A 12,789-nucleotide genomic window follows, 5' to 3' on the forward strand; every position below is an offset into this window, starting at 1 on the left:
CGCGTGGCGGCCGTGCGCGCCCACGACGCGATCCCGCGCGCGCCCGGCCGGCGGGAGAGCGAGGGCGCGGTGGCGCTCGCGTCCCGCATGCCCCGGCTCGTGCTGGAGGCACGCCGCGTCTCGTCGATGCTGGCGCACGGCCTGCACGGCCGCCGCCGCGCCGGCCCCGGCGAGAGCTTCTGGCAGTTCCGGCCGTTCGTGAACGGCGAGGCGGCCGCGCGGATCGACTGGCGCCGCTCCGCCCGCGACGACCGGCTCTACGTCCGCGAGCGCGAGTGGGAGGCCGCCCACAACATCTGGATCTGGATCGACCGCTCCGCCTCCATGGGCTTCGCCTCCGACCTCGCGCAGGCCGCGAAGGTCGAGCGTGCCCTCGTCCTCGGGCTGGCGCTCGCCGACGCCTTCGTCGACGGCGGCGAGCGAGTCGGCCTACTCGGGCTGACCCGCGCGACCGCGTCGCGCAAGATCGTCGAGGCCATGGCGCAGGCGCTCGTCGCCGACGCCGCCGGCCTGACCCAGGACCTGCCGCGCCGCGCGGCCCCGGCCCGCTTCGACGAGGTGATCCTGATCAGCGACTTCCTCACCCCCCTCGAACGCGTCGCGTCGGCCGTCCAGGAGATCGCCGGGCGCGGCAGCCGTGGGCACCTCGTGGCCGTCGCCGACCCGATCGAGGAGACGTTCCCGTTCTCGGGCCAGGCCGTGCTGCACGACCTAGAATCCGGCCTCTCGCTCGACGTCGGCGACGCCGGCGCCTGGGGCGACGCCTACCGCACCCGCATCCAGGCGCACCGGGCCGGCCTCTCCGAGATCGCCCGCGGCGTCGGCTGGACGCTGACCCTGCACCGCACCGACCGCCCCGCGAGCGAGGCGGCGCTTCGCCTCGCGACCCTGGTCGCCGCCGCGCGCGGAACGGGCTAGGAGGGCGTCGTGCTCGGATTGACCTTCGCCGCGCCCTTCGCGCTCGCCGCCCTGATTGGCCTGCCCGCCCTGTGGCTGCTGCTGCGGGTGACGCCGCCGCGCCCGCGCCGGATCGACTTCCCGCCGCTCAAGCTGGTGGCGGACCTGGTGGCGCGGCGCCAGACGCCGGCGCGGACCCCGCCCTGGCTGCTGATCCTGCGGCTGCTCGCCGCCGCCGCCCTCATCCTCGCCGTCTCCGGGCCGGTCTGGAACCCGAGCGGCGTCGGCGCCGGCGGAGGCCGCAAGGCGCTGCTGGTGATGATCGACAACGGCGTCTCCGCCGCCCACGACTGGCGCGACCGGATGCGGGTCGCCACCGACGCCGTCGAGGGCGCCGCCCGCGACGGACGGCCCGTCGCGGTGGTCGGGTTGGCGGACGCCCCCGCCGCGGTCGAGGCGCGCACGCCGGCAGCCAGCCTCGAACGGCTGCGCGCCTTGGCGCCGCGCCCGCACATCGCCGACCGGGGCGCGCACCTGGCAGTGCTCACCAACTTCCTCGACCGCAACGCCGGCGCGGGCCTCGTCTGGATCAGCGACGGCGTCGCCGGCATCGAGCCAGGAGACTTCCCCGCACGCCTCGCCGAGGCCGTGGCGTCGTCGGGCGCCGCGCTGACGGTGCTGCGCGCCGACGCGCCGCCGGCCCTGGCGCTGACCGCGTCCGAGGCCGGGGGCAAGCTCACGGCCCGGGTGCTGCGCGCCGCCCGCAACGGCCGCGACGGCGGCCTCGTGCGCGCGCTCGACCAGAAGGGCCTGCCGCTGGCCGAGCACGACTTCGCCCTCGCGCCCGACGCCACGGAGGCCGAGATCGCCTTCGACATGCCGATCGAGCTGCGCAACGGCGTCAGCCGCATCGAGATCGCCGGCGAGCGCTCGGCCGGCGCCGTGACCCTGGTGGACGAGCGCGGCAAGCGCCGCCGCGTCGGCCTCGTCTTCGGCGGCACCAGCGACCAGGCGCAGCCGCTGCTGGCGCCGACCTACTATCTCTCCCGCGCGCTCCAGCCCTTCGCCGACGTGCAGGAGGCCCGCGGCGCCAAGGGCATCGCCGACCAGGTGGCGCAGCTCCTCGACAACCAGGTGACGGTGCTGGTGCTCGCCGACGTCGGCGCGATGGACGACCGCACCGCCGCCCGCGTCCAGGCCTTCGTCGAGGGCGGCGGCCTGCTGCTGCGCTTCGCCGGCCCACGACTCGCGGCCGGCAGCGATCCGCTGGTGCCGGTGCGCCTGCGCCGCGGCGGCCGGACGCTCGGCGGCACGCTCTCCTGGGACAGCCCGAAGACGCTGGCGCCCTTCGCCCCCGAGAGCCCGTTCGCCGGCCTGACGCCGCCCGCCGACATCGGCGTGCGCCGCCAGATCCTGGCCGAGCCCGACGGCGACCTGCCCGGCCGCACCTGGGCCTCGTTGCAGGACGGCACGCCGATCGTCACTGCCGAGCATCGCGGGCAGGGGCTCGTGGTGCTGTTCCACGTCACCGCCGACACGACCTGGTCGAACCTGCCGTTGTCGGGCCTGTTCATCGACATGCTGCGCCGGGTGGTGGCGCTGGCCGGTTCCTCCGCCGCCCCCACGGAGGGCGGCCCGCGGCCGGCCGCCGCGATCCTCGCCCCGCGACTGGCGCTCGACGGCTTCGGGGCGCTCGGCAACCCGCCGGCCTCCGCCACCGCCGTGCCGGCCGACTACGCCGACCGCGCCTCGGTGGAGCATCCGCCGGGCTTCTACGGCCCCGCCGACGGCGGCACCGCCGTGAACGCCCTCCGGCCCGACGACCGCCTCAAGGCGCTCGACCTCGCCGCGCTCTCGGGCGCCCGCACCGGCACGCTCGCCGGGGCCGAGACCCTCGACCTGCGCCCGAGCCTGTTCACCCTGGCGCTTCTGCTGCTGGTCCTCGACACGCTGGCGGGCCTCTGGCTCGGCGGCTTCCTCAACCGCGGCTCAGGGAGCCTCGTCGGCCGCCTCCGTGGCCGCCCGGCGATTCTCGCGATGTCGGGCGTGCTCCTTCTCGGAGCTTTTGGCGGGCCGCCGGCGCGGGCCGAGGAGCCGCCGGCCAACCGCCCGAACGGCATCGAGTCGGCGCTGGTCACGCGCCTCGCCTACGTCGTCACCGGCGACGCGGCGATCGACGAGGCGAGCCGGGCCGGCCTGACTGGTCTGACCCAGATGCTCGCCGCCCGCACCGCCCTGGAGCCGGGAGAGCCCGCCGGCCTCGACCCGGCCAAGGACGAGCTGGCGTTCTATCCGCTGATCTACTGGCCGATCGCGCCGGGCCGGCCGCAGCCCTCGGAGGCCACGATCCGCCGGGTCGACGCGTTCATGCGCAACGGCGGCACCGTCCTGTTCGACACCCGCGACGCGCTCACGGCCCGGGCCGGAGGCCCGCCGACCCCGGAGGCGGCGTACCTGCGCAAGATGCTGGCGACCCTCGAGATCCCGGAGCTGGAGCCGGTGCCCTCAGACCACGTGCTGACCAAGGCGTTCTACCTCGTCGACACCTTTCCCGGGCGCTACGCCACCGGCCAGACCTGGGTGGAGGCGCTGCCGCCGGCCGCCGAGGGCACCGAGCGTCGCCCGGCACGTGCCGGCGACGGCGTCAGCCCGATCGTCATCACCGGCAACGACCTCGCCGCGGCCTGGGCGATCGACCGCCGCGGCGACCCACTCTACCCGGTGGTCGGCGGCGACCAGCGCCAGCGCGAGATGGCCTTCCGCGGCGGCGTCAACATCGTGATCTACACGCTGACCGGCAACTACAAGGCGGACCAGGTCCACGTGCCGGCCCTGCTGGAGCGGCTGGGGCAGTGACGATCCCGACACATACCGACGCATTGGACGTGGTCGCGGGTCTCTTCTCCCAGGGGGAGAAGGACAGGATGAGGGGCGTGACCTCTCCGGTCAGGTCACGCCCCTCACCCCAGCCCTCTCCCCATGGGAGAGGGGGCCACGCGGCGCTTCCCGCGCGCAACCGGATCACGAAGGCTCTCCCGTCATGCTGAGCCTCAGCTTTACGCCGCTGCTGCCCTGGCCGGTGCTGGCGGTCTTCGCCGTGATCGTGGCGCTGTTTTCCGTGCTCGCCTTCCTGGCGCGGGGACGCACCGCCGTCCTGCGGGCGCTGGCGCTCGGGCTGGTGCTTGCGGCGCTCGCGAACCCCGCCCTGGTGCGCGAGGATCGCGAGCCGGTGAAGGACATCGCCGCGGTGATCGTCGACCGATCCGGGTCGCAGGCGCTCGGCGACCGGCCGGCGGCGACCGACCAGGTCAGGGCCGAATTGCAGCGTCGCTTCGGTGCGCTGACGAACATCGAGCCGCGCTTCATCGACGTGCCGGACGCCGCCGGCGACGACGGCACCAAGCTTTTCGCCGCCCTGGGCCAGGCGCTCGCCGACGTGCCGCCTGAGCGGTTGGCCGGCGTGGTGATGCTCACCGACGGCGTCGTGCACGACATCCCGGCCTCGCTCGCGGCCCTCGGGATCAAGGCGCCGCTGCACGTGCTCGTCACCGGGCACCCGGACGAGCGCGACCGGCAGATCAAGCTCCTGGAGGCGCCCCGCTTCGGCATCGTCGGCAAGGACCTCACGATCCGCGCCGAGGTGATGGAGCGCGGCGGCACCGGCTCGGCCGTCGTCGCCCTGCGCCGCGACGGCGAGGAGATCGGGCGCCGCACCGTGCCGACGGACAAGCCGTTCGACCTCGCGCTGAAGATCGAGCATGGCGGCCCGAACGTCGTCGAGATCGAGGTCGAGCCGTTGCCGGGCGAGCTGACCACGGTCAACAACCGCGCCGTGCTCCCCATCGAGGGCATCCGCGAGAAGCTGCGGGTGCTGCTGGTCTCCGGCGAGCCGCACCAGGGCGAGCGCACCTGGCGCAACCTGCTGAAATCGGACGCCAACGTCGACCTCGTGCACTTCACCATCCTGCGGCCGCCGGAGAAGCAGGACGCCACGCCGATCTCCGAGCTGTCGCTGATCGCCTTCCCGACGCGCGAGCTGTTCGTCCAGAAGATCAAGGACTTCGACCTGATCATCTTCGACCGCTACGCCAACCAGAGCGTGCTGCCCTCGGCCTATTTCGACAACATCACCCGCTACGTCCGCGAGGGCGGCGCGCTCCTGATCGCTGCCGGCCCGGAATTCGCCGGCCCGGCGAGCCTCGCGCGCACGCGTCTTTCCGGCATCCTGCCGGGCGACCCGAACGGGCGCGTGGTCGAGCAGCCCTACAAGCCGACGGCGACGGCGACCGGCAACCGCCATCCGGTGACGCGGGCGCTGCCCGGCGGAGACGCGACGCCGCCGGCCTGGGGCGACTGGCTCCGCATCGTCGCGGCGCAGACGCGGGCCGGGAACCAGCCGCTGCTGTCGGGCGCCGAGAACCTGCCGCTGCTCGCCCTCTCCCGCGAGGAGAAGGGCCGCGTGGCACTCATGCTGTCCGACCACACCTGGCTGTGGGCGCGTGGCTACCAGGACGGCGGCCCCTATCTCGACCTGCTGCGCCGCCTCGCGCATTGGCTGATGAAGGAGCCGGCGCTGGAAGAGGAGGCTTTGCGCGCGCAGATGACCGGCCGCGGTCGCGAGGTCCGCGTCGAGCGCCAGACCATGGCGGAGGCGACCGATCCGGTCGTCGTCACGAGCCCGACCGGCAAGACCAGCACGCTCGCCCTGAAGCCGTCGGAGCCCGGGCTGTTCGGCGCGACCTTCGAGGCGACCGAGCTCGGCCTGCACACCTTGCGCTCGGGCACGCTCGCCGCCTTCGTCAGCGTCGGCCCGCCGAACCCGCGCGAGCTCGCCGACGTGTTCAGCGACACCGATCGCCTGAAGCCGGTCGCCGACGCCTCCGGCGGCTCGATCCGCCGCGTCGCGGACGCGTCGGGCGCCGTCCAGGTGCCGCGCCTCCAGAGCGTGCGCGGCGGCCGCCTCTCGGGCGCCGACTGGATCGGCTTCCGCCCGAGCGACAGCGCCGTCATCCGCGGCGTCGAGGTCTATCCCCTGGCGCTCGGGCTCGCGGCCCTGGCGCTGCTGGCCGCGGCCGTGCTGGCGATGTGGCTGGTGGAGGGACGCCGCGGGCGGGCGGCGTGACGCTCAGGCCGATTTCCCGGACGCCCGGAGCGCGAGCGGAGGGTGATCCGGGATCCAGCGGAAGAACCGGCCGCGTCGGCGGCTCGTGGTCGTCGGCGCCGACGATTCGGCCGCTTCGCGTATCCTTGTGCTGGGCCCCGGATCGGGTTCCGCTGACGCTCCACCCGCCCGGGAAATCGGTGCGTGGGTTTCGGTCAGCGAGAGAAGAACCGCGCGATCTCGGCCGCCGCCGCATCCGGCTTCTCGCGGTGCGGGAAGTGCGCGGCGCCTGGAAACGGCGCAAGGTCGAGGTTGGAAAAGTATTCCGGCAGGCGGTCGGTCCAGGCGTAGGGAAAGAGCGGCGAGGAATCGCCCCAGCGGATGCAGGTCGGCACCGCGATGGGTTTCGGCACAGGCGCCTCGCCGCGGATCATCGCGATCCGGCCCGCGTTCTGGCTGAGATACCAGTCGAACCCGCCCTGCAGGTTGCCGGGCTGGAGGAAGTTGTCGACGAAATCCTCGATCACGTCGTCGAAGGCGTGCGGGTTCGGACCCGACCAGTGCCGCAGGATGCCGCCGACGTAGGTCTTGCACGCCTCCCGCGACGAGCCGACGAGCTCGGCCGCGTAGGGCATCAGGTGGAAGGACTGGTACCAGATCTCGCGCAGGTTCTCGGGCGCGCCCAGGCGCGGACCGATGCCGCCATACGGGCAGTCGAAGAAGAACAGGCCCTCCAGCCGCTCGGGCGCGGCGTGCGCCAGCCCCTGCGCGACGTAGGCGCCGACGTCGTGCGAGACCACGCCGACGCGATCGAGTCCGAGGGCGTCGAGGAGCGCGAGCATGTCCTGCACGTGGGCCTTGGGGCCGACCTTGTCGTTGGGGCCGGCATCGGGCTTGCCGGTCCGGCCGAAGCCGCGGAGGTCCGGCGCGATGCAGGTGAAGCGCTCGGAAAGCCGCGTCATCACCGGCTCCCAGGTCAGCCAGAATTCCGGCCAACCGTGAAGCAGCAGCAGCGGCGGCCCGCTGCCCACCTGCGCGACGTGCAGGTCGAGGCCGTTCAATGGGAGGGTGTCGTGGCGGATCGTCGGCATCGGTCTTCCTGTGCTGTCGGCCCCAACGCGCGGCGGGCCGCAGGGTTGTCGCCGGCGCGGCGGGGTCTGCGCGGACGCGCCGGGTTGGCGTGGCAGCGCGGTCCGTCCTAAGCAGGCGGGGATGGCCCGGCGACGGGCCGACGGACCGGAGACCGCCCCCTCGTGACAGCGCATCCCGTGATCGGACGTTTCTTCGCCGCCACCTTGGCCGCCGCCCTGACGCTCTCGTGCATCGCAGGCCCCGCGGGCGCGCAATCCGAGCCGGCGCCCCCGGCGGCCGGCGCCGGCTGGGTCCACGCGGTGACGCTGATGGGGCAGCCGAAATACGGCCCGGACTTCAAGCATTTCGACTACGCCGACCCAGGCGCCCCCAAGGGCGGCCTCGTGCGCCTCGGGGCGCAGGGCGGGTTCGACAACTTCAACCTCGTGGTCTCGGGCCTGAAGGGCGACCTCGAAGGCGGGATCGCGCTGCTCTACGACACGCTCACCACCGAATCGCTCGACGAGCCCTTCACCTCCTACGGCCTGCTGGCCGAGGCGCTTCGGGTCGCGCCCGACCTCGGCTCGGTGACCTACCGCCTGCGCGAGAACGCGAAGTGGCACGACGGCGTCGCGATCACCCCCGAGGACGTGGTCTGGTCGTTCGAGACCTTCAAGGCGAACAGCCCGCGCTACGCCGCCTACTACCAGACCGTGGCGAAGGCGGAAGCCGCCGGCCCGCGCGAGGTGACCTTCACCTTCACCGAGACCGGCAACCGCGAGCTGCCGCAGGTGATCGGGCAGCTCCCCGTGCTGCCCAAGCACTGGTGGACGGGCAAGGACGCACAAGGCCGCCAGCGCAACGTCGCCGAGACGACGCTGGAGCCGCCGCTGGGATCGGGCCCGTACAAGCTGGATAAATTCGATCCCGGCCGCTCGGCGACCTATGTCCGCGTCGCCGACTACTGGGGCAAGGACCTGGCGGTGAATGCCGGGCGCAACAACTTCGGCACCCAGCGCTACGAGTATTTTCGCGACGGGACGGTGCTGGTCGAGGCGCTGAAGGGCGACCTCTACGACTTCCGCGCCGAGAACATCGCCCGCAACTGGGCCACCGCCTACGACGACTTCCCCGCGGTGAAGGACGGCCGCCTGATCAAGGAGGCCTTCCCCGACCGCGGCAACGGCAACATGCAGGCGTTCATCTTCAACACCCGCAAGGACAAGTTCAAGAACCCGCGCGTGCGGCGCGCCTTCAACCTTGCGATGAACTTCGAGGAGATGAACCGGGCGCTGTTCTACGGCTTGTATAAGCGCATCGACTCGTACTTCTACGGCTCCGAGCTCGCCGCCTCCGGCCTGCCCGAGGGCGAGGAGAAGGCGCTGCTCGACACGGTGAAGGACAAGGTGCCGCCGTCCGTCTTCACCACGCCCTACAAGAACCCCGTGAGCGAGACGCCGGAGGCCGTGCGCACGAACCTGCGCGAGGCCGTGCGCCTGCTGCGCGAGGCCGGCTACGAGCAGCGCGACGGGCGCATGGTGAACAAGGCGACGGGCGAGCCGCTCACCGTCGAATTCCTGGAGTTCCAGAACACCTTCGAGCGGGTGATCCTGCCGTTCTCGGCGCAGCTCAAGCTCATCGGCGTCGGCACCTCGCTGCGGGTGATCGACCAGGCGCAGTACCAGAACCGGCTGCGCAACTTCGACTTCGACGTCACCACCGGCTCCTGGCCGGAATCGCTCTCGCCGGGCAACGAGCAGCGCGAGTACTGGGGCTCGGCATCTGCCGACAAGCCCGGCTCGCGCAACCTCATCGGTATCAAGGATCCCGCGATCGACGCGCTGATCGAGAAGGTGATCTTTGCCAAAGACAGGCCCGGCGTGCTGGCGGCGACCCATGCACTGGACCGGGTGCTGCTGTCCCACGACTTCGTCGTGCCGCAATGGGCCTCGAACGTCTCGCGGACCCTGCGCTGGAACCGGTTCGCGCATCCGGCCGTCCTGCCGCTCTACGGCTCGTCCGGCTTCCCGACGACGTGGTGGTACGACGAGGCGGCGGCCGCCAAGACCGGGGCGCCGCGTTGAGCCGGGTCTCCCGCCGTTCGCTCGTCCTCGGGGCGGGCGCGCTCGGCGTCGCCGCGGCTCTGCCGCGCGGCGCGGTCGCCCAAACCGCGGCATCGCACGGGATGTCGAGCTTCGGCGAGCTGAAGTACCCGAAGGACTTCCAGCGCTTCGACTACGTGAACCCGATGGCGCCGCGGGGCGGGCGGTTCTCGTCGCAGCTGAGCCAGACCTTCGGCAACCAGGCGGCCGACACCTTCAACACCCTGAACGCCTACGTGCTGCAGGGGGAGGGGGCCGCCGGCATGAACCTCACCTTCGACAGCCTGATGGTGCGGGCGCTGGACGAGCCGGACGCGCTCTACGGTCTCGTCGCGCGGTCGGTGGCGGTGTCCGACGACGGGCTGACCTACACCTTCACCCTGCGGCCGCAGGCGCGCTTCCACGACGGCTCGAAGCTGACGGCGAAGGACGTGGCGTTCAGCCTCAAGCTGCTGCGCGAGAAGGGCCACCCCGAGATTTCCGAGGTGATCCGCGCCATGCGCGATGCGACGGCGCCCGACGACGCGACGGTGGTGATCACCTTCGCACCCGGCCGCGCCCGCGACCTCCCGCTCACGATCGCGCAACTGCCGATCTTCTCCGCGGCCTACTACGGAAAACGCGACTTCTCGGCCTCCACCCTGGAGCCGCCGCTCGGCTCCGGCCCGTATCAGGTGGGGCGCGTCGACGTCGGGCGATCGATCGAGTTCGAGCGGGTCCGCGACTATTGGGCCGCGGAGCTGCCGACGATGGTCGGGCAGAACAACTTCGACGCGATCCGCTACGAGTATTTCCGCGACCGCAACGTCGCCTTCGAAGCGTTCAAGGGCGGCGCCTTCACCTTCCGCGAGGAGTTTACCGCGCGGGTCTGGGCCACCGGCTACGACTTCCCGGCGGCGAACGAAGGCCGGGTCGTGCGCACTACCGTGCCGGATGCCCGGCCCTCGGGCACGCAGGGCTGGTGGATGAACACGCGGCGGCCAGCCTTCCGCGACCCGCGGGTGCGCGAGGCGATCGGCCTGTGCTTCGACTTCGAATGGACGAACAAGAACATCATGTTCGGCGCCTACGTGCGCACGGCCTCGTTCTTCGAGAACTCGATCCTGAAGGCGATCGGCACGCCCTCGCCCGCGGAGTTGGCACTGCTCGGGTCCCTGCGGAACGACCTGGCGGCGGAGGTGTTCGGCGAGCCGTGGACGCCGCCGACCTCGGACGGGTCGGGGCAGGACCGTGCGCTGCTCAAGCGCGCCGACGCGCTGCTGCGCGAGGCCGGCTGCACCCGCGACGGCGGCCTGCTCACGCTGCCCGGCGGCAAGCCGTTCACGATCGAATTCCTCGATTCGAGCCCGGCGCTGGAGCCACACACCCACCCCTTCATCCGCAACCTCGGCCTGCTCGGCATCCGGGCGACGATCCGCACCGTCGACGCCTCGCAGTACCAGTCGCGCCTCAAGGACTTCGACTTCGACATCACCTCGCGGCGCTATGCCAGCGGCATGACCCCGGGCGCGGAGCTGCGCGAGACCTACGGGTCGCGCTCGGCCGCGACGCCCGGCTCCAACAACCTGTCGGGCATCGCCGACCCGGCGATCGACGTGCTGCTCACCGCGATCGCCGACGCAACATCGCGCGAGGCGCTGGACGCCGCCTGCCGGGCGCTCGACCGAGTCCTACGCGCCGGGCGCTACTGGGTGCCGATGTGGTATGCCGGCACGCACCGGCTCGCGCTCTGGGACGTCTACGGCCACCCCGCGGAGGGGCCGAAATACGATCTCGGCGCGCCGGCGGTGTGGTGGTTCGACGCCGACAAGGCCCGGCGCATCGGCCGGGACTGAACCGAGGCGCCAAGACCGTCGAGGCCCGGCCTTCGGCGACACAGGAGAACCCTTCCTTGCTCGGCTATGTCCTGCGCCGCATCGGCCTGATGATCCCGACCCTGTTCGGGATCATGCTGATCACCTTCACCATCGTGCAGTTCGCCCCCGGCGGGCCGGTGGAGCGGGTGCTCGCGCAGATGCAGGGGCAGGGCGACGGCACGCTCTCGCGGGTCACCGGCGGCACCGGCGACCTGGGCAGCGCGAGCCGGCCGGCCTCCGGCGGCGAGGCGAGCTCGCGCTACCGCGGCGCGCAGGGGCTGAGCCCCGATTTCATCGCCAAGCTCGAGAAGCAGTTCGGCTTCGACAAGCCGGCGCCCGAGCGCTTCGCCAAGATGCTCTGGGACTACGTCCGCTTCGATTTCGGGCGCAGCTACTTTCGCGACGTCACCGTCGTCGAGCTGATCAGGGAGCGGTTGCCGGTCTCGATCTCGCTGGGGCTGTGGATGACGCTGCTGTCCTACGCGATCTCGATCCCGCTCGGCATCCGCAAGGCGGTCTCGGACGGGGCGCGCTTCGACCGCTGGACCTCGTTCGTCGTGATCGTCGGCTACTCGGTGCCCGGGTTCATGTTCGGGCTGATGCTGATCATCCTGTTCTCCGGCGGGTCGTTCTTCCAGTGGTTCCCCTTGCGCGGCCTGACCAGCGAAGGCTGGGAGACGTTCACGACTTGGCACAAGGTCACCGACTACGCCTGGCACATGGTGCTGCCGCTGACCGCGCTGGTGATCGGCGCCTTCGCGACCTCGACCCTGCTCACCAAGAACTCGTTCCTCGACGAGATCCGCAAGCAATACGTGCTCACCGCGCGGATGAAGGGCAATTCCGAGCGACGCGTGCTCTACGGCCACGTCTTCCGCAACGCGATGCTGATCGTGATCGCGGGCTTTCCCGGCGCCTTCATCTCGGCCTTCTTCACCGGCTCGCTGCTGATCGAGACGATCTTTTCGCTCGACGGCCTCGGCGAGCTCTCGTTCCGGGCGATCGTCGGGCGCGACTACCCGGTGGTGTTCGCGACCCTGTACATCTTCTCGCTGCTCGGGCTCGCGGTGAACCTGCTCTCCGACCTGATCTACGTCTGGATCGACCCGCGCATCGACTTTTCCGCCCGCGCCACCTGAGCTGTCCTCACGTCAGCGGCGACCAAGCCTCGGGCAGCCCGATGCTGGAGACGGCCTCGGCGATGTGGTCGGGGCCGCCCTTCGGCGGCCAGTGCCCGGAGCCCTGCGCCGCCCGGCGAAGGGACGCCCGCTCCTCCAGGCTGGGGAAGCCCCAGACGTGGGTGATCCGCGGTGCGCCGTCGAGGGCGTACATGTTGATCACGAGGTGGTCCGTGTAGGGCTTGGCCGGCGGGACCGCGGCCTCCCAGGCGTCCAGCGTGGGCAGCAGGCCGCCGGGCTTCAGACGGTAGGTGCGGAACTCGTAGACGGCGCCGCGCGCTCCGGTCCGCACCGGCGGCAGGAACGGGAAGGCCGCATAGCTATCCATCTCCAAGGCGCTGACGACGGCACCGGCATGGAACGGGTTCGCGCTGGTCAGGGCGCGGCGGCGCTCGGCGCTCACGTCCTCGGGCGCCTCGAAGCCGCGCAGGATCAGGATCCGGCCGAGCATCCCGATCTCCGTGCGCCAGCTCCCGAGCAGCGTGCCGCCGGCCTCGGGCGCGCCGACCCAGGCGGCCGCCCCCTCGGAGGCTCGATCGAGCGCGTTCAGGGGGCACGAGAGCGCGGCGAGTTCGTAGAGCATC

General features: G+C 72.0%; 8 protein-coding genes. 6 read left to right on the plus strand and 2 right to left on the minus strand.

All coding sequences use genetic code 11. From position 1 onward, the window contains the following. Positions 1–3: 3 nt before the first annotated feature. From MFF13_RS00125 to MFF13_RS00135, 3 genes are all read left to right on the plus strand, one after another. Positions 4–918: a DUF58 domain-containing protein gene (locus tag MFF13_RS00125; RefSeq protein ID WP_238269989.1), complete on the plus strand. Its 915-nt coding sequence runs from the start codon at positions 4–6 to the stop codon at positions 916–918. Positions 919–927: 9 nt separating this feature from the next. Next, a complete protein-coding gene (locus MFF13_RS00130; RefSeq protein ID WP_238269991.1) occupies positions 928–3,753 on the plus strand; it encodes a DUF4159 domain-containing protein in 2,826 nt (941 codons plus the stop codon). Positions 3,754–3,937: 184 nt separating this feature from the next. Then, positions 3,938–6,019 (plus strand): hypothetical protein, encoded by a 2,082-nt coding sequence (locus tag MFF13_RS00135; RefSeq protein WP_238269993.1) that lies wholly within the window; start codon positions 3,938–3,940, stop codon positions 6,017–6,019. Positions 6,020–6,213: 194 nt separating this feature from the next. On the opposite strand, the gene MFF13_RS00140 is transcribed toward MFF13_RS00135, so the two are convergent. Next, the gene (locus MFF13_RS00140; RefSeq protein WP_238269995.1) at positions 6,214–7,089 is read right to left on the minus strand and encodes an alpha/beta fold hydrolase; all 876 of its coding nucleotides are present in this window, start codon (positions 7,087–7,089) and stop codon (positions 6,214–6,216) included. A gap of 162 nt (positions 7,090–7,251) precedes the next feature. Here MFF13_RS00140 and MFF13_RS00145 point away from each other — a divergent pair, with 162 nt between their 5' ends. Genes MFF13_RS00145 through MFF13_RS00155 form a run of 3 tightly spaced genes read left to right on the plus strand, consistent with a single transcriptional unit; the run spans position 7,252 to position 12,166 of the window. Further along, the gene (locus tag MFF13_RS00145) at positions 7,252–9,153 is read left to right on the plus strand and encodes an extracellular solute-binding protein (protein ID WP_238269997.1); all 1,902 of its coding nucleotides are present in this window, start codon (positions 7,252–7,254) and stop codon (positions 9,151–9,153) included. Further along, positions 9,150–11,006 carry an extracellular solute-binding protein gene (locus MFF13_RS00150; RefSeq protein ID WP_238269999.1) on the plus strand — a complete coding sequence of 619 codons (1,857 nt, stop codon included), beginning with the start codon at positions 9,150–9,152 and terminating at the stop codon, positions 11,004–11,006. The genes MFF13_RS00145 and MFF13_RS00150 overlap by 4 nt, the downstream gene beginning before the upstream one ends. A 56-nt stretch (positions 11,007–11,062) precedes the next feature. Then, positions 11,063–12,166 (plus strand): microcin C ABC transporter permease YejB, encoded by a 1,104-nt coding sequence (locus tag MFF13_RS00155; protein WP_238270001.1) that lies wholly within the window; start codon positions 11,063–11,065, stop codon positions 12,164–12,166. 7 nt (positions 12,167–12,173) lie between these two features. On the opposite strand, the gene MFF13_RS00160 is transcribed toward MFF13_RS00155, so the two are convergent. Continuing rightward, positions 12,174–12,788: an NIPSNAP family protein gene (locus tag MFF13_RS00160; protein ID WP_238270003.1), complete on the minus strand. Its 615-nt coding sequence runs from the start codon at positions 12,786–12,788 to the stop codon at positions 12,174–12,176. Position 12,789 lies beyond the last annotated feature (1 nt).

The organism is Methylobacterium cerastii (assembly GCF_022179125.1).
GTDB classification, from domain to species: Bacteria; Pseudomonadota; Alphaproteobacteria; order Rhizobiales; family Beijerinckiaceae; genus Methylobacterium; species Methylobacterium cerastii.